This is a genomic window from Microbacterium neungamense, assembly GCF_024971095.1.
Classification (GTDB): Bacteria; Actinomycetota; Actinomycetes; order Actinomycetales; family Microbacteriaceae; genus Microbacterium; species Microbacterium neungamense.
Genome location: NZ_CP069717.1, coordinates 1,766,400 through 1,782,200, shown reverse-complemented (window position 1 = coordinate 1,782,200; position 15,801 = coordinate 1,766,400). Strand labels below are relative to the sequence as shown.

Annotated in this window: 17 protein-coding genes and 1 tRNA gene; 12 read left to right on the top strand and 6 right to left on the bottom strand. The window is 72.7% G+C overall.

Going from position 1 to position 15,801, the window contains the following annotated elements:
* Positions 1-20: 20 nt before the first annotated feature.
* From rph to JSY13_RS08615, 3 genes are all read left to right on the top strand, one after another.
* Positions 21-812: a ribonuclease PH gene (rph, locus tag JSY13_RS08625; protein ID WP_259606300.1), complete on the top strand. Its 792-nt coding sequence runs from the start codon at positions 21-23 to the stop codon at positions 810-812.
* The gene (gene rdgB, locus JSY13_RS08620; RefSeq protein WP_259606299.1) at positions 809-1,402 is read left to right on the top strand and encodes an RdgB/HAM1 family non-canonical purine NTP pyrophosphatase; all 594 of its coding nucleotides are present in this window, start codon (positions 809-811) and stop codon (positions 1,400-1,402) included. The genes rph and rdgB overlap by 4 nt, the downstream gene beginning before the upstream one ends.
* Positions 1,403-1,535: 133 nt before the next feature.
* On the top strand, positions 1,536-2,456 hold the full coding sequence (locus JSY13_RS08615; protein ID WP_259606298.1) for a cation diffusion facilitator family transporter: 921 nt from the start codon (positions 1,536-1,538) through the stop codon (positions 2,454-2,456).
* 45 nt (positions 2,457-2,501) lie between these two features.
* On the opposite strand, the gene JSY13_RS08610 is transcribed toward JSY13_RS08615, so the two are convergent.
* Complete coding sequence (locus JSY13_RS08610; RefSeq protein WP_259606297.1) at positions 2,502-5,039, bottom strand: ATP-dependent DNA ligase; 2,538 nt, start codon at positions 5,037-5,039, stop codon at positions 2,502-2,504.
* Between the two features lie 67 nt (positions 5,040-5,106).
* Between JSY13_RS08610 and ku the strand changes: the two genes are divergently transcribed.
* Positions 5,107-5,967 carry a non-homologous end joining protein Ku gene (ku, locus tag JSY13_RS08605; RefSeq protein WP_259606296.1) on the top strand — a complete coding sequence of 287 codons (861 nt, stop codon included), beginning with the start codon at positions 5,107-5,109 and terminating at the stop codon, positions 5,965-5,967.
* 28 nt (positions 5,968-5,995) lie between these two features.
* Here ku and JSY13_RS08600 read toward each other — a convergent pair whose 3' ends face one another.
* The 3 genes from JSY13_RS08600 to JSY13_RS08590 all read right to left on the bottom strand — a co-directional run bounded on the left by JSY13_RS08600 (position 5,996) and on the right by JSY13_RS08590 (position 7,299).
* The gene (locus tag JSY13_RS08600) at positions 5,996-6,787 is read right to left on the bottom strand and encodes a DedA family protein (protein ID WP_259606295.1); all 792 of its coding nucleotides are present in this window, start codon (positions 6,785-6,787) and stop codon (positions 5,996-5,998) included.
* Positions 6,788-6,854: 67 nt separating this feature from the next.
* Positions 6,855-6,936: transfer RNA gene (locus JSY13_RS08595), tRNA-Leu, on the bottom strand.
* An 84-nt stretch (positions 6,937-7,020) separates the two neighbouring features.
* Complete coding sequence (locus tag JSY13_RS08590; protein ID WP_259606294.1) at positions 7,021-7,299, bottom strand: hypothetical protein; 279 nt, start codon at positions 7,297-7,299, stop codon at positions 7,021-7,023.
* 105 nt (positions 7,300-7,404) lie between these two features.
* On the opposite strand from JSY13_RS08590, the gene JSY13_RS08585 reads away from it, so the two are divergent.
* Genes JSY13_RS08585 through JSY13_RS08555 form a run of 7 tightly spaced genes read left to right on the top strand, consistent with a single transcriptional unit; the run spans position 7,405 to position 11,839 of the window.
* Positions 7,405-8,547: a TadA family conjugal transfer-associated ATPase gene (locus JSY13_RS08585; protein ID WP_259606293.1), complete on the top strand. Its 1,143-nt coding sequence runs from the start codon at positions 7,405-7,407 to the stop codon at positions 8,545-8,547.
* Positions 8,544-9,401: a type II secretion system F family protein gene (locus tag JSY13_RS08580; RefSeq protein WP_259606292.1), complete on the top strand. Its 858-nt coding sequence runs from the start codon at positions 8,544-8,546 to the stop codon at positions 9,399-9,401. The genes JSY13_RS08585 and JSY13_RS08580 overlap by 4 nt, the downstream gene beginning before the upstream one ends.
* Positions 9,398-10,336 carry a type II secretion system F family protein gene (locus tag JSY13_RS08575; protein ID WP_259606291.1) on the top strand — a complete coding sequence of 313 codons (939 nt, stop codon included), beginning with the start codon at positions 9,398-9,400 and terminating at the stop codon, positions 10,334-10,336. The genes JSY13_RS08580 and JSY13_RS08575 overlap by 4 nt, the downstream gene beginning before the upstream one ends.
* Before the next feature lie 22 nt (positions 10,337-10,358).
* A complete protein-coding gene (locus tag JSY13_RS08570; RefSeq protein ID WP_259606290.1) occupies positions 10,359-10,556 on the top strand; it encodes a hypothetical protein in 198 nt (65 codons plus the stop codon).
* Between the two features lie 17 nt (positions 10,557-10,573).
* Positions 10,574-10,960 (top strand): TadE/TadG family type IV pilus assembly protein, encoded by a 387-nt coding sequence (locus tag JSY13_RS08565; RefSeq protein WP_259606289.1) that lies wholly within the window; start codon positions 10,574-10,576, stop codon positions 10,958-10,960.
* Positions 10,961-10,967: 7 nt separating this feature from the next.
* Complete coding sequence (locus JSY13_RS08560) at positions 10,968-11,414, top strand: TadE family protein (RefSeq protein WP_259606288.1); 447 nt, start codon at positions 10,968-10,970, stop codon at positions 11,412-11,414.
* Positions 11,411-11,839, top strand: a complete 429-nt coding sequence (locus JSY13_RS08555) for a pilus assembly protein TadG-related protein (protein WP_336297678.1) — start codon at positions 11,411-11,413, stop codon at positions 11,837-11,839. Before JSY13_RS08560 ends, JSY13_RS08555 begins: the two co-directional genes overlap by 4 nt.
* A 5-nt stretch (positions 11,840-11,844) precedes the next feature.
* On the opposite strand, the gene JSY13_RS08550 is transcribed toward JSY13_RS08555, so the two are convergent.
* The gene (locus JSY13_RS08550; protein ID WP_259608173.1) at positions 11,845-13,065 is read right to left on the bottom strand and encodes an MFS transporter; all 1,221 of its coding nucleotides are present in this window, start codon (positions 13,063-13,065) and stop codon (positions 11,845-11,847) included.
* A 107-nt stretch (positions 13,066-13,172) separates the two neighbouring features.
* On the opposite strand from JSY13_RS08550, the gene prfB reads away from it, so the two are divergent.
* Complete coding sequence (gene prfB, locus JSY13_RS08545; RefSeq protein ID WP_259606287.1) at positions 13,173-14,282, top strand: peptide chain release factor 2; 1,110 nt, start codon at positions 13,173-13,175, stop codon at positions 14,280-14,282.
* Positions 14,283-14,347: 65 nt separating this feature from the next.
* Here the strand turns inward: prfB and JSY13_RS08540 are convergent, their stop codons facing one another.
* Entirely contained in the window at positions 14,348-15,673 is a 1,326-nt protein-coding gene (locus JSY13_RS08540; RefSeq protein WP_259606286.1) for a DUF2510 domain-containing protein, read from the bottom strand.
* Positions 15,674-15,801: the final 128 nt, after the last annotated feature.

Below are 15,801 nucleotides of genomic sequence, written 5' to 3'. Positions count from 1 at the left end.
CGCACATCCGAGAGGACACCATGACCGACATCGTCCGCGCCGACGGCCGCGCCCCCGACCAGCTCCGCGAGGTCCGGATCGAGCGCGGCTGGTCGCGCCACGCCGAGGGCTCCGCGCTGATCAGCTTCGGCGGCACCACCGTGCTGTGCACCGCTTCGTTCACCAGCGGCGTGCCGCGCTGGCTCACCGGCAAGGGCAAGGGCTGGGTGACCGCGGAGTACGCCATGCTGCCGCGATCGACGAACACCCGCAACGACCGCGAGAGCGTGAAGGGCCGCATCGGCGGGCGCACTCACGAGATCTCCCGGCTGATCGGCCGTGCGCTGCGCGCCGTCGTCGACACCAAGGCCCTCGGCGAGAACACCATCGTGATCGACTGCGACGTGCTGCAGGCCGACGGCGGCACACGCACGGCCGCCATCACCGGCGCCTACGTCGCCCTCGCGGACGCGATCGCGTGGGGCCGTGCGCAGAAGCTGATCGGGAAGAACGCGGTGCCGCTGCGCGATTCGGTCGCGGCGGTGTCCGTGGGCATCATCGACGGCGAGCCCATGCTGGATCTGGCATACGTGGAGGACGTGCGCGCCGAGACCGACATGAACGTCGTCGTGACCGGCCGCGGACTCTTCGTCGAGGTGCAGGGCACCGCCGAGGGGGCGCCGTTCGACAAGAGCGAGCTGGACGCCCTCCTCGACCTCGGACTGGCCGGATGCGCGCGGCTCACCCAGCTGCAGGCCGCCGCCCTGTCGGACGCTCAGCCGGTCTCGGACGCTGAGCCCGTCGAAGCGCCCGACCCGGGGTCCGCGCGATGAAGGTCGTGCTCGCCACGCACAATCCGCACAAGGTCGCCGAGTTCCAGCAGATCGTGGCGAAGGCCCGCCCGGACCTCGAGGTGATCGGCTACGACGGTCCGGAGCCGGTCGAGGACGGGGTCACCTTCGCGGAGAACGCGCTGATCAAGGCACGTGCCGCCGCCGCGCACACCGGGCTCGCCGCGCTCGCCGACGACTCCGGCATCTGCGTCGACGTGCTGGGCGGTGCACCGGGCGTCTTCTCCGCGTACTGGGCCGGCCAGCGCAAGGACGCCGCGGCGAACCTCGATCTGCTGCTCGACCAGCTGCGCGACATCGCCGACGCGCACCGCGGCGCCGAGTTCCACTCCACGATCGCGCTGGTCACACCCGACGGCCGGGAGCGCGTCGTCGAGGGGATCTGGCGCGGCCGGCTCGCACACGCCCCGTCCGGCAGCGGCGGCTTCGGCTACGACCCGATCTTCATCCCGGACGGCCAGCCTGACGGCGCCGAGCGCACCGTGGGGGAGTACACCGCCGAGGAGAAGCAGGCCGAATCCCACCGCGCCCGCGCCTTCGCGGCGCTGATCCCGCTGCTCGCCGAGCTCTGAGCATCCGACGCCCGGCGGCGGACGTCCGTCGGTCGGGCATCCGGCCGTCCGCATCCGCCTTCTGAGAATCATCACCATTCCCGACTGCGCCGACCTGCGCCGTGCCGGGGCGGTGCCGTCCTAGCCTGGATGCATGCACGACCACGCACATGCACACGGCAGCATCCGGGAGGCCGGCGGGCGCCGGCTGCTCGCGATCTCGCTCGCGCTCACCGCGACCGTGATGGTCGTGCAGATCGTCGGCGCCGTGCTGTCGGGGTCGATCGCGCTGCTCGCCGACGCGGCGCACATGCTCACCGACTCCTCGGCGCTCGTGATCGCACTCATCGCCAGCATCGTCGCCGCCCGCCCGGCCGACGACCGGCGCACGTTCGGCTACCAGCGCGCCGAGGTGTTCGGGGCGCTGATCAACGCCGTCGTGCTGCTCGTGCTGATGACGGTCGTCGCCGTGCAGGGGGTTACCCGGCTGATCCAGCCCGGCGAGGCCGAGGTCGCCGGCCCGCTGATGCTGATCGTCGCCGTGGTCGGCATGCTCGCGAACGGCTTCTCGCTGTGGCTGCTGAGTGCGGCGCAGCGGAAGAGCATCAACGTGCGCGGCGCGTACCTGGAGGTGCTGGGCGACCTCATCGGCTCGGTGTTCGTGATCGCCGCGGCGATCGTGATCGTCGCGACCGGATGGATGCCGGCGGATGCGATCGCCTCGCTCGTCATCGCGGTGATGATCCTGCCGCGGGCGGTCTCGCTGCTGCGCGAGGTGTTCTCCGTGCTGGCCGAGTCCGCACCGAAAGGCACCGCGGTGAGCGAGATCCGCGGCCACCTGGAGGGCTACCCCGGGGTCGTCGGCGTCCACGACGTGCACGTCTGGCAACTCACCCGCGGCGCCCCGGTGTTCACCGCCCACGTCGCGGTCGACCCCGCGCTGCTCGCGTCGGGCGGGTCGTCGGCCCTGCTCGCGGATCTGCAGGCCTGCCTCGCCGACCACTTCGACGTGGAGCACTCCACCTTCCAGCTCGAGCCCGCCGATCACCCGGACTGCGAGGCGGCGCACGCCTGACCACGCCGCCGGTCGGGCTCGGCGCCGGTCGGGGCTCGACGCCGGTCACGGCTCCACGCGCACCTCGTCGGGTGTCTTGTCCGGTCGGAGGCCGCGCCAGCGCGCGTGCCGCAGGATGCCGCCGGGAGTCCACTCCGAGAACTCCACCTCGCCCACGAGCTCGGGTCGCACCCACTGCGCGTCCTTCGCCTCCGGTCGAGGCACGTCCGGCACCGCCGGGGCCGGCGTGCGCAGCGGCTCAAGGCGGGCGGACAGGTCGGCCAGCATCCGTTCGGTGAACCCGCTGCCCACCTTGCCCACATAGCGCAGCCGGAGCGTGCCGGCATCCTCCTCCGGCACGGCCAGCAGCAGCGACCCGATCGTGCCCTGCCGGTTGCCCTGCCCGGGACGGATGCCCACGATCACCGCCTCCTGGGTGCGGGTGTGCTTGAGCTTCAGCCACGCCGACGACCGCACGCCCGGCCGGTAGCGGGAGGCGGGGTCCTTGGCGACCACCCCCTCCAGACCGTACTGCCGGCTGGCGTCCAGCGCCGCGTCGATGTCGTCGAACACCGGGGCGACCTGCACCGGGGCGTCGAGATCGGCGGCGACCTGTTCGAGCAGCTCCCGGCGCTGCCGCAGCGGCATCCCGGTGAGCTCGTGCCCGTTCAGCCGCAGCAGGTCGAACAGCAGGTACACGACGGGCGTGCGCACCACCTCGCGCTCGATCTCCCGAGGCCGGGTCAGGTGCATCCGGTTCTGCAGCCGGGCGAAGCTGGGGCGTCCGGCCGCGTCGAAGGCGACGATCTCGCCGTCCACGACCGCCTCGTCGGCGGGCAGGAGAGGGGCGCCGTCGGCGGTGAGCTCGGGGTAGCGGGCGGTGATGTCGGTGCCGCGGCGGGCGTGCAGCCGCATCCGCCCGTCCCGCCACGTGCCGAGGGCGCGGATGCCGTCCCACTTGATCTCCGCCCAGGCCGGATCCCCGAGGGCGCGGGCGAGGCCGGGCGTCCCCGCCTCGGCCAGCATCGGCTCGAGCGTCGCGAGGGTGGGCTTGTCTCCGGACGCCGAGCCTGCGAACGCTGAGCCCGTCGAAGCGTCGCCTCCGGACGCCGAGCCTCCGGACGCTGAGCCCGTCGAAGCGTCGCCGTGCGTGGCCGCGGACCCGGCGACAGGCTCGGGGGCCGACGGGGGTTCGCCCGGGTGGGCCGTCGGATGCCCGTGCGGGTCCTTCATGCGGTGGAGGAGCCACTGCGACTTCTCCCCGCTGCCCTCGGTGCGGATGAGCGCCAGCCGCACCGACCCCAGCCGCCCGCCGGGGCGGCCGGTGAAGGTGCCGATCACCTCGTCGTCGCGCCACTTCTCCAGTGCCACCGTGCCGGTGTCCCACAGCGTCATGGTGCCCGCCCCGTACTCGCCCTTCGGGATCTCCCCCTCGAAGGTGAGGTACTCCAGCGGATGCGGCTCGGTCATCACGGCCAGATGATTGCGATCCGAGGTCTCCGGCACCCCCTTCGGCACCGCCCAGCTGATCAGCACCCCGTCGCGCTCGATGCGCAGGTCGTAGTGCAGCCGTGAGGCGTGGTGCTCCTGGATGACGAACCGCGGGGCGCCTGAGCCGCCGGCGGATGCCGTCCGCGGCATGGGCTCCGGCGTCTTCGACGCGTCGCGCTTGGCCAGATACGAGGAGAGGGCGGTGGACGGCGGGGCGAGGGAGGCGAACGGGTCGATCCCGGCATCCACCCGGTCCAGCACCTCGCCGAACGAGAGGTGCGCGAGCTCGGGGTCGTCCAGCTCCTCCCACGTGCGCGGCGCCGCGACCCAGGGGTGCGCGCGGCCGCGCAGCGAGTACGGCGCGATGGTCGTCTTCGACGCGCTGTTCTGGCTCCAGTCGATGAACACTTTTCCGCCGCGCGCGGACTTCGCCATCACGTGCGTCGCCAGGTCGGGGTGGTCCGCCTCGATCAGCCGGGCCAGCTCCTTCGCCACCGCGGAGACCTCGTCGCTGGTCTGCAGGCCGGTGCCGTCCTCGCTCGTGGGCAGCCGGCAGTAGAGGTGGATGCCCTTGCTGCCGCTGGTGACCGGCATCGGCTCCAGCCCCATCCCGGTCAGGATGCCGCGGGCCAGCCGCGCCACCTCGGCGCACTCGGGCAACCCGACCTCCGGGCCGGGATCGAGGTCGAGCACCATGCGATCGGGACGGCCCCGTCCGCCCGAGGCGGTGAACCGCCACTGCGGCACGTGCAGCTCCAGGGCCGCCATCTGCGCCATCCACACCAGGGTGGGGACGTCCTCGATGAGCGGGTACTCCTTCGGCCCGTCGGAGTGCTCGATCGGCATCCGCCGGATCCAGTCCGGGGCGCCCTGCTCGAGCTGCTTGGTGAAGAACGCCTCGGCCGGGGCATCCGTCGTCCCCACGCCGTCCACCCACCGCTTGCGCGTCGCCGGACGACCGCGGACGTGCGGGAGCATCACCGGGGCGATCCGCGTGTAGTAGGCGATCACCTCGCCCTTGGTGGTGCCGGTCTCGGGGTAGACGATCTTGTCGAGATTGGTCACGCGCAGGCGGCGCCCGTCGATCTGCACGACCTGCCCGCCGGATGCCATGCCGCCAGCGTATCCGCCGTGCGCAACCCCCTGGTCGTGAAAGGTGTGCCTGGTGTCTACTGGTGTGATGAGAAGCATCTGGAAGGGCGCGCTGACCTTCGGCCTGGTGAACGTGCCGGTGAAGGTGTACTCGGCGACGGAGGACCACGACGTGCCGCTGCATCAGGTGCACGCCAAGGACGGCGGCCGCATCCGCTACCAGCGCACCTGCGAGGTGTGCGGCGAGACGGTCCCCTACGCCGACATCGACCGCGCCTACGTCGACGACGGGCGCACCATCGTGATCACCAAGGAGGACCTCGACGCGCTGCCGGCCGAGAAGAGCCGGGAGATCGACGTGGTCGAGTTCGTGCCCAGCGACCAGGTCGACCTGCTCACGCTCGACCGGGCGTACTACCTGGAGCCGGACTCGAAGTCGCCCAAGGCGTACGTGCTGCTGCGGAAGACCCTGGAGCAGACCGATCGCACCGCGATCGTGCGGTTCACGCTGCGGCAGAAGACCCGGCTGGCGGCGCTGCGGGTGCGCGGGAACGTGCTCGTGCTGCAGACCCTGCTCTGGGCGGACGAGGTGCGCGAGGCATCCTTCCCGGCCCTCGAGGAGGACGTGACGATCAGCAAGAAGGAGCTCGAGCTGTCGGCCTCGCTCGTGGACAGCTATTCCAGCGACTTCGACCCGGATGAGTACGTCGACGAGTACCAGAAGGAGCTGCGCACCCTCATCGACGCCAAGATCGAGGCCGGCGAGGGCTTCGACGTCGCCGAGACCTTCGCCGAGGAGGGCGAGGAGAAGGGCGGCGAGGTCATCGACCTGATGGAGGCGCTGCGCGCGAGCGTGGAGAAGTCCAAGGCCGCGCGGAAGGATGCCGGCGGCAAGGAGTCGAAGGAGTCCGGGGCGCCGGCGAAGAAGGGCAAGAAGAAGGCCGGCTGAGCCTCCGACGTGGGCTGCAGGCGGCGGCTCAGCGCTTGCCGTCGCCGTCGAGGTCGGGGGCCCGCTCGAACACCTCCGGGTCGAGGGCGAGGTGAGCGGCCTCCTCGCGGTCCACGATCACGTCCTCCCCGGCCGCCGCGGCCTTCTTCGCCTTGTGCCGCTCGACGAGGTAGTGCCAGAGCGTGACGACGGCGGTGCCGCCGACCGCGGCGAGCAGGATCAGATCGATGTACTCCTTGACGAACCATGCCACCGGCGGGATGAACCCGATCACGTAGCCGAACATGGTCAGCCCGAAGCCCCACAGCACGGCGCCGATGAGGTTGTAGAGGGTGTACTTGCCCTTGTGCATGTGGCCGACGCCGGCGGCGACCGGCGCGAAGGTGCGGACGATGGGCACGAAGCGGGCGAGGATGATCGTGATGCCGCCGAACCGCTCGAAGAACGCGTTGGTGCGCTCGACGTTCTTGCGGCTGAACAGGCCGGACTCCTTGCGCTCGAACACCGCAGGGCCGCCCTTGTGGCCGATCAGGTAGCCGACCTCTCCGCCGACGAAGGCCGCCAGGCCGATCAGCAGCGCCACCCACCACACGCTGATGCCGAACACCCCGTTCGGGGCGTACGACTGCGCGTGGGCGAGCAGACCGGAGATGACCAGCAGGGTGTCGCCGGGCAGCAGGAAGCCGACGAGCAGACCGGTCTCGGCGAACACGATGAAGCACACCACCAGCAGGGCCCAGGGACCTGCCGCGCCGATGATCGTCTCAGGATCGAGCCAGGGGATCAGCGCCGTCGGCGCCTGCAGAGCGGTGTGAAGCATGACGTCCCGTCGTGTCAGAGGTCGGCGGTGGGCGGCGTCAGCGGGAAGCCTGCGCCCCCGACGCTCGTGCGGAAGGTGGGACTCGAACCCACACGCCCGAAGGCACAGGAACCTAAATCCTGCGTGTCTGCCAGTTTCACCACTCCCGCGCGGTCCGTTCAGTCTACTGACCGGGATCCTCCTGCTGACCGGGATCCTCGCGCCGTCCGCGAAGCCGGTGGACGGCCGCGCCGCTAGGCGGAGGGCACCTGCAGCACCCGGCGCCGCTCCGCGCCGTCCCCGTCGAGGCGGTAGGTGACGACGACGTTCGCCGGTCCGGACAGGGTGAGCCGGGAGACCAGCGTGAACTCCACCGCCTCGCCCGGCGCGAGCAGCGGCCGCGGCGCGGCGCTCAGGCGCCGGCGGTCGAGCTCGGTGAGGCCTTCCACGTGCACGTCGAGCGCGGGCACCGTGCCCTCGTTCACCAGCAGCCAGGTCTCGCCCCGGCGATGGACCCGACCCACTGGGCCCACAGCGAGCTGATCTCGTACGGCGTCATACCGGGAGGGTAGCGCCGGCCGCGGACGGGGTGTGGATAACTTCCGCGGCCGTCGCCGCCGTTCTGTCATGATGCCCGCGTGAGTCATCCGTCCGTCCTCGTCGCCGAGAGCGTGCGGCGGCGGCTGCGCCTGGAGAACACCGACCCGTCGGCGGCGCCGGAGCAGGCGCGCCGCATCGCCCAGGCCGAAGTGCGCCGGCACAACGACCTGGCACTCGCCCGCGGCCACGCCATGATCGACGACGAGGCGGCGTGTGTCCGCGACGTGCTGGCGGCCGTGTCCGGCTTCGGGGTGCTGCAGCCGCTGCTGGACGACCCCGACATCGAGGAGATCTGGATGAACGGTCCGGATCGCGTCTTCGTCGCGCGCGGCGGGGTCAGCGAGAGGATCGACCTGCCGCTCACGGAGGCGACGCTGCGCGATCTCGTCGAGCGGATGCTGCACTCCACCGGCCGTCGGGTGGACATCAGCCAGCCGTTCGTCGACGCATCCCTCCCGGACGGCTCCCGCCTGCACGTCGCGATCGCCGACGTCGTCCGCGGATCGTGGGCGGTGAACATCCGCAAGTTCCTCCGCCGGCACCGAAGCCTGGAGTCGCTCGTCGCCCAGGGCTCCGTGCCCGCCGAGGTGGCCGAGCTGCTGCACCGGGCGCTGCTGGAGGGGCGGAGCATCATCGTCTCCGGCGCCACACACGCCGGCAAGACCACGCTGCTCGGGGCGCTCCTCGCCTCCTGCGCGGACCGGCAGCGGATCATCACGGTCGAGGAGACGTTCGAGCTGGCCGTCGAGGGTCCCGACGTCGTCGCCCTGCAGGGGCGGCAGGCGAGCTTGGAGGGCACCGGGGAGATCACGCTGCGCCGGCTCGTGAAGGAGGCACTGCGGATGCGCCCGGAGCGCCTCGTCGTCGGCGAGGTGCGCGACGCGGAGGCGCTCGACCTGGTGCTCGCGCTCAACACCGGCGTGCCCGCGGCCGGCACGGTGCACGCCAATTCCGCGGTGGAGGCGCTCGAGAAGCTCGCCCTGCTCCCGCTGCTGGCCGGCCGCAACATCGACCGCGCCTTCATCGCCCCCGCGCTGGCCGGGGCGATCTCCTACGTCGTGCACTGCACCCGCGAACCAGACGGCGGCCGGCGGGTGACCGAAGTGGTCGCGCCGACCGGCGAGGTCGTCGACGGGCGGATCGTCACGCGCGACGTGTACCGTGCCGGAGCGCCCGCATGACACTCCTCGTGGGCACCCTGCTCGGCGCCGGCCTGCTGCTGTGCGTCTCGCCCTGGCTGTGGCCGCTCGCGGCGAGAGCCGAGCGCCCGTCGCGGCGCGGCCGTCTCGCCCGGCTGCTCGAGGAGGCCGGATTCCCGCGGGCGGCCCCGCGCACCCTGATCGCGGTGATGGTCGCCGCGGCGCTGCTGGCGGCATCCGTGGTCTGGCTGCTCACCGCCATCCCCGCGCTCGCCGCGGTCGCCGGCCTCGCCGGCGGCGCCGCGCCCGTTCTGCACCTGCGCGGGCGGCGGCTGCGCCTGCGCAAGGCGCGCCGCCAGCTGTGGCCGGACGTGTGCGACCTGCTCGTCGCGGCCATCCGCGTCGGGCTCCCGCTGCCGGATGCGGTCGCCAGCCTTGCCGACTCCGCCCCTCCCGCCGTACGGCCCGCCTTCGCGGTGTTCGCCCGCGATCTTCAGGCGACCGGCCGCTTCGAGACCAGCCTCGACCGGCTGAAGGCGGCGCTGGCCGACCCGATCGCCGATCGCATCCTGGAGACGCTGCGGATGGCCAGACAGGTGGGCGGCACGGAGCTCACCACGGTGCTGCGCGCGCTGTCGTCCTCGGTCCGCGCGGATGCGGCACTGCGCGGCGAGGTGGAGGCGCGGCAGTCCTGGATCCGCGGCGCCGCCGTGCTCGGCGCGGTGGCTCCCTGGGTCATCCTCGGGCTCCTGGCTCTGCGCCCGGAAGGGCGCGACGCGTACGCCAGCCCGGAGGGCGTGATCGTGATCGCGGTCGGCGCGGTCGTGTCCTTCGTCGCCTTCCGCATCATGCTGCGGATCGGTCGCCTGCCCGAGCCGGAGCGGTGGTTCGGATGAGGGCGGTCACCGATCTCGCGATCGCCGTCCTACTCGGCGGCGCGCTCGCCGCAGGGCTGATCGTCCTGCTGTCCGCGCTGCCGCGCTGGCGGGCTCTTCCGCTGGAGCGCCGCATCGCCCCCTACGTGCGCGACGCCGTGCCCGACGAGCTGCTGCCGCCGGGCATCCTCCCCGCCCCGGGTGTGATGCGCATGCCGGGCCGGTGGCTGTGGACGCGGGTGCGCGAGGGCTTCGAACGGATGCTGGGCGGCGGCGACGAGCTCCGGCTGCGCTTGGCGCAGGCCGGGATCGACAGCACTCCGGCGGCTTTCCGCGGCCGGCAGCTCGCCTGGGCGGTCGGCGGGCTGGTCGCCGGGGCCCTCGTCGTGGTGGCTCTCGCGGTCGGCGGGCGGATGACGCCGCTGGCGGCCCTGCTGCCCGTCCTCCTCGCGGCGGGGGCGGCGGTGGGCTGCGACCTGCGGCTGAGCGGCCGGGCCCGTGCCCGCCGGGCGCGTCTCGCTGACGAGCTGCCGACCACCCTGGAGTTCCTCGCTCTGTGCCTGTCGGCGGGGGAGTCCCTGCTCGACGCGCTTCGCCGGGTGTCCGCGATCGGCACGGGCGAGCTCACCGCGGAGCTGCGCCGCTCGGTGCTCGCGGTGCACACCGGCTCGCCGCTCGCGGACGCCCTCGGCGAGCTCGCGGCACGGCTGCGCCTGCCCGGCCTCACCCGCGCGGTGGACCAGGTCGTCGCCGCCCTCGAGCATGGAGCACCGCTGGCGGCGGTGCTGCACGCGCAGGCGGCGGATGCCCGGGACGAGGCCAAGCGCGTGCTCATCGAGCAGGCCGGGCACAAGGAGATCCTGATGCTCCTGCCCCTGGTGTTCCTGATCCTCCCGCTCTCCGTGCTGTTCGCGGTGTACCCCGGTTTGTTCATCCTCCGGCTCGGCCTCGGCTGAGCCCCGACCCAAGGAGCTGCCCATGTCGACGATCGGACGATGGTACGCCGCCCTCCGCGCGAGCGCCCGAGAGACCTTTCAGGACGAGCGCGGTGACGTGCCCGGCTGGGTGCTGGTCACCCTGATGACCGCCGCCCTGGTCGTCGTGATCTGGGCGGTCGCCGGCCCCGCGCTGGTGTCGTTGTTCGAGCAGGCGATCGGCCGGGTCTCCGGGCTCTGAGCGCGATGCGGCGGCGGATGCTCGGCGACGACCGGGGTTCCACCCCGGTCGAGTTCGTGCTCGTCGGGACGCTGCTCACCGCCCTCACCCTGGCCGTGCTGCAGGTCGCGTTCGCCGTGTACGTCCGCAACGTCGTGCACGACGCCGCCGTCGAGGGCGCGCATCATGCCGCGCTCGCCGACACCGCACCCGCGGAGGGCGTCGCCCGCACCCGGGCGGTGATCGAGCGGGCGATCGGCGCCGAGTACGCGCAGGACGTCACGGTCGGGGAGGACACCGCGCTCGGGCATCCGACCGTCGTGGTGCGCGTGCGCACCACGCTCCCCGTCCTGGGGCTCATCGGCATCCCGTACGGACTGGAGGTGGAGGGGCGTGCACCGGTCGAGACCCTCGGCGGGGAATGAGGAGCGGGTGAACGCGCGGGCGCGAGGAGAGGAGGGCTCCGCTGCGCTGGAGTTCATCGTCGTCGGACTGCTGCTGCTGGTTCCGCTGGTGTACCTCGTGATCACGCTCGGCGCCGTGCAGGAGCAGACGCTCGGGGCCGAGGCCGCCGCCCGACACACCGCCCGCGTGATCGGGCAGGCGCCGGATGCCGAGACCGCCGCCGCCCGCGGCGACGCCGTGCTGGCGAGCGTCGTCCGCGAGTACGGCATGGAGGCGGATGCCGTGCAGGTGTCGATGTCCTGCGCGCCGGCGACCGACCCGTGCCCGGATGCCGGGGCCGTGGTCGTGGTGACTGTGCGGACGCGGGTGAGCCTGCCGCTCCTGCCGCCGCTGTTCGGCCTGGACCGGCTCGCCTCCATCCCGATCGAGGCGCAGGCGGCGCAGAAGATCTCGCGACTGTGGGGGAGCGGATGATGCGGCTCCGGCCGGCGCTCGGACGCGACGAGGACGGCAGCATCCTGCCCCTGATCCTCGGCTACGTGCTGCTCGCCGTCGCGGTGGTGCTCGTCTGCGTCTGCGCGACCGATCTCTACATCGCGCAGAAGCGGCTGGACGCGGTCGCCGACGCCGCGGCGCTGGCCGGCGCCGACGGCTTCACGCTGCAGGTGGAGGGCGGCGCCGTCCGCGCCGAGCTCACCGACGCGGGCGTGCAGGAGCAGGCCGCCGCCGTCATCGCCGGCACCGCACCCGGGGTCGCGCTCCTCGCCGCCGGCACCCCCGACGGCGTCTCGGCTCGGGTCACGGTGGGCGCCGCTTGGCATCCGCCCCTCGTCTCCGCGTTCGTGCCCGCCGGGGTGCCGCTGGAGGCCACCGCGACCACCCGCACCGCCCTCGAATAGACCTGTCAGTCTCGGCGCGGGACGTAGCGGGGGATCCAGCGCAGGAAGCCGGCGGCGCCGAGCAGGGCCAGGCCGCCCATCGTCCCGGCAGCCACCGGCAGCGACGCGATCGCGGTCACCGCCGAGACGATCAGCGGCGCCACGGCGCCGCCGGCATCCGTCAGCGTGCGCCACGATCCGAGGAACGGCGCCGGGGTCCGCGTCGGCGCGAGGTCCGCGCCGAGGGTGAGCAGGATGCCACTGGAGAGGCCGTTGCCGACACCGAGCACCGCCGCCATCATGCCGAACCACAGCATCCCCGCGTCGAGGGCGTGGGTGACGGCGAGCACCAGGAACGCCGACCCCATCAGCAGCATGGCCGGCATCGCCGCCCACAACCGGCCGAACCGGTCCATCACCTGGCCGCTGGCGTAGAACAGTGCGAAGTCGATCGCCCCCGAGACGCCGACGACGAGGGCGATCGTCTCGGCGTCGAGGCCCAGCGTCACACCCCACAGCGGCAGCACCACCTGACGCGCCGACCGCACCGCCGACAGGGACGCCGCGGCCAGCCCGAGCCGGGAGAGCACCGCGCGGTACTCCCACATCGTGCGGAACACGCCGTGCCGCGCCACGGTCGGGATGGAGCCGCTCACCGGCTCGCCCGAGTCCTCCTCGGACGGCGTGTCGGTGGGTTTCGTGATCGGCGGAGCGCTCTTCTCCGGGTCCGGCCCGACCAGGACGAGCACCACCATGACCGCGAGGCACGCCAGCAGGAACCAGATCGAGGAGCGCTCGCCGCCGAACAGCCCGATCAGCGCGGCCGCGACGAACGGGCCGACGAAGATCCCGAGCCGGAAGCTGCCGCCCAGCAGCGACAGCGCGCGCGCGCGGAATCGCGGCGGCACCCGCGTCGTCATGAACGCGTGCCGCGCCAGCCCGAACGCGGCGGCGCAGAACCCGAGCAGGAACACCGCCGCGGTGAACAGGCCCAGCGCCGGCGCGAGGAGCATCCCGGTCGCGGCGAGCATGGCGACCAGGCCCGCCACCGCCATCGTCATCCGCTCGCCGATCCTCGCCACCGCCCACCCGGCGGGCAGGTTGCCGCACAGCTGCCCGACGACGAGAGCGGAAGCCACGAGCGCCGCGCCCGCGACGCCGGCGCCCAGCTGCGTGGCCAGCACCGGGATCAGCGGGATGACCGCTCCCTCGCCCAGCGAGAACAGCACCGTGGGCGCGTACACCATCGGCCCGAAGCTGCGCAGGACGGTCGCCGCGGATGTGGTCACGCCCCACACGCTACCCGCGACCGGGCGCGGCGCGGGGGAGCGGCGGCGCGATAGGCTGGAGTGCCATGCTCGAACTCGATCTCTCCGCCGACATCCAGGCCCTGCGACAGACATTCGGCGACATCCGTGAGGTCGTCGACGTGAACTCCCTGCGCGAGGACATCGCGCGCCTCAGCGAGGAGGCCGGCGCGCCCGACCTCTGGGACGATCCCGAGAAGGCGCAGAAGGTGACCAGCGCGCTCAGCCACAAGCAGGCCGAGTTGAAGCGGGTGACCGAGGTCGAGCAGCGCCTGGACGACCTCGAGGTGCTCGTCGGTCTCGCCAACGAGATGCAGGACGAGGAGTCCGCCGCCGAGGCGCGTGCCGAGCTCGCCGCGCTGACCGAGACCATCAACCAGCTCGAGGTGCAGACGCTGCTCGACGGCGAGTACGACGACCGCGCCGCGATCATCACGATCCGCTCCGGCGCCGGCGGCGACGACGCCACCGACTTCGCCGAGATGCTGATGCGGATGTACCTGCGCTGGGCGGAGCAGCACGGCTACCCGGTCAAGGTCATGGACACCTCCTATGCCGAGGGCGCCGGCATCAAGTCGGCCACCTTCGAAGTGGACGCCCCCTACGCGTTCGGCACCCTGTCGGTGGAGGCCGGCACGCACCGCCTCGCGCGGATCAGCCCGTTCGGGTCCGCCGATAAGCGGCAGACCTCCTTCGCCGCCGTCGAGGTCATCCCGCTGATGGAGGAGGCCACCGAGGTGGAGATCCCGGAGGGCGACATCCGCGTCGACGTGTTCCGCTCCTCGGGCCCGGGCGGGCAGTCGGTGAACACCACCGACTCCGCGGTGCGCATCACCCACCTCCCGACCGGCATCGTCGTGTCGATGCAGAACGAGAAGTCGCAGATCCAGAACCGCGCCGCCGCCATGCGCGTGCTGCAGACCCGCCTGCTGCTCCTGCAGAAGGAGGAGGAGGCGGCGAAGAAGAAGGAGCTCGCCGGGAACATCACCGCGAGCTGGGGCGACCAGATGCGCTCCTACTTCCTCTACGGCCAGCAGCTCGTCAAGGACCTGCGCACCGGCCACGAGTCCGGCAACCCCGCCGCCGTGTTCGACGGCGACCTGGACGGGTTCATCTCGGCCGGCATCCGCTGGCGCAAGCGCAAGAGCGAGGACTGAGACACCCGTCCGAAACGCGAGGATCCCCGGGCCGGCGCCCGGGGGATCCGTCGTCTGGGGGAGGGTCAGCGTGCCGTCGCGGTGACGTCGACGCGCGCGACCTCCTGCAGCAGCTCGTCGGTGATGATCACGGTGTACGACGGCGACTCGGCGACGTCGAACGACACCAGTCCCTCCACCTGGTCGCCGCTCTGCACGGAGTCGCCGGGCAGCGCGCCGTCGACCATGAAGTCGAAGTCGCCCTCGTTGCCCTCGGCGTCGAGGACGCTGAAGTACAGCGGGTTGGCGTTCGTGGTGCCCTCGACGCCCTCCCACAGCACGTCGAGGATCAGGTAGCCGCCGTTGACGGCGTCGATGCCGATGTCCGAGCCGTTGTCGACGCCCCAGGTGGCGCTGCGGATCGTCACCTCCGCGGTGCCGTCCATCTGCACGACGGCGACCGGCTCGCCGAGGGCGCCCTCCTCGACCGGGGCGGAGCCCTCACCCGTCTCGGCCGGCTCGTCGATCGGCGGCGCGCTGGGCAACCCGTCCGCGAAGTCCTCGAGCTGGCTGGCGGTGCTGATGACGATCACGAGGAACAGGATCGTGCCGGCGATGCCGCCCACGATCGACAGGACGAGGCCGGTGATCGCGGGCCACTTGCGGGTGTTCTTCAGGAACAGGGCGACGATCGACACCACGAACGCCGCGAACAGCACGAAGACGCCGAGGCCGAAGGTGATGAAGATGCACGCCAGGATCGTGCCGACGACGGCGAGGCCGAGCCCCACATACCCGACGATCGGCTGCTTCTGCGGCCCGGGCGCGGTGGCCGTCGCGTACGCCGGCGCACCGTAGCCGGGGGCCGCCCCGTAGGGCGGCTGACCGCCGGGTGCGGCGTAGGGCGGCTGACCGCCGGGTGCGGCGCCCGGGTAGCCCGGAGCCGCCGGTCCCGCGTACGGGGGCACCCCGGCGCCGGGAGCGGGCGGGGCGGTGTAGCCCGGCGCCGCATACCCCCCGGATGCCGGCGGCGCGTACGCCGGCGAGGCCCCGGGCGCCGGGAAGGCGGTCGTCTCCGCCGGGATCTCCGTCGGCGGAGGGACCACGTCGTCGCGGCCGGGTGCCGGCGACGCGTCCTCGGCGTCGGGCTCGGCGTGAGGGCCGGATGCCGCCTGATCGGACTCCGTGCCAGGGGCCGACTGCGCAGACTGCGCGGCCCCGGCGGACTCCGCAGACTCGGCGGACTCGGCGGACGCTGCGGCCTCGGCCGACTCGGAGGCCGGCTGCGCCTGCGGAGTCTGCGCCTCCTGGGTCTGCGGCTGCTCGGGGGCGAAGTGCTCCGTCCACTGCGTGCCATCCCACCAGCGCTGGCGTCCTGATCCGTCGTCGTACCATCCCGCCGGAACGCTCATGGCACCCTCCTCCTGCTCGCGTCGCATGAGCGACCCCCGTCACGGCGCGATCGCGCAATAACCTGTATAGCAGTCACCGGCGACGCCGCACGATGTGGAGCCCTGCCCATCCCGCGCGGGGAGTGTCG

Bases quoted from the DNA above. Each gene is read 5' to 3' on its own strand.
- JSY13_RS08610 (WP_259606297.1), bottom strand. From the start codon at position 5,039: ATGGCATCCGGCGGGCAGGTCGTGCAGATCGACGGGCGCCGCCTGCGC.
- ku (WP_259606296.1), top strand. From the start codon at position 5,107: ATGAGAAGCATCTGGAAGGGCGCGCTGACCTTCGGCCTGGTGAACGTG.
- JSY13_RS08565 (WP_259606289.1), top strand. From the start codon at position 10,574: ATGCTCGGCGACGACCGGGGTTCCACCCCGGTCGAGTTCGTGCTCGTC.
- JSY13_RS08615 (WP_259606298.1), top strand. From the start codon at position 1,536: ATGCACGACCACGCACATGCACACGGCAGCATCCGGGAGGCCGGCGGG.
- JSY13_RS08540 (WP_259606286.1), bottom strand. From the start codon at position 15,673: ATGAGCGTTCCGGCGGGATGGTACGACGACGGATCAGGACGCCAGCGC.
- JSY13_RS08575 (WP_259606291.1), top strand. From the start codon at position 9,398: ATGAGGGCGGTCACCGATCTCGCGATCGCCGTCCTACTCGGCGGCGCG.
- JSY13_RS08580 (WP_259606292.1), top strand. From the start codon at position 8,544: ATGACACTCCTCGTGGGCACCCTGCTCGGCGCCGGCCTGCTGCTGTGC.
- JSY13_RS08570 (WP_259606290.1), top strand. From the start codon at position 10,359: ATGTCGACGATCGGACGATGGTACGCCGCCCTCCGCGCGAGCGCCCGA.
- rdgB (WP_259606299.1), top strand. From the start codon at position 809: ATGAAGGTCGTGCTCGCCACGCACAATCCGCACAAGGTCGCCGAGTTC.
- prfB (WP_259606287.1), top strand. From the start codon at position 13,173: ATGCTCGAACTCGATCTCTCCGCCGACATCCAGGCCCTGCGACAGACA.
- JSY13_RS08555 (WP_336297678.1), top strand. From the start codon at position 11,411: ATGATGCGGCTCCGGCCGGCGCTCGGACGCGACGAGGACGGCAGCATC.
- JSY13_RS08600 (WP_259606295.1), bottom strand. From the start codon at position 6,787: ATGCTTCACACCGCTCTGCAGGCGCCGACGGCGCTGATCCCCTGGCTC.
- JSY13_RS08550 (WP_259608173.1), bottom strand. From the start codon at position 13,065: ATGGTGTACGCGCCCACGGTGCTGTTCTCGCTGGGCGAGGGAGCGGTC.
- rph (WP_259606300.1), top strand. From the start codon at position 21: ATGACCGACATCGTCCGCGCCGACGGCCGCGCCCCCGACCAGCTCCGC.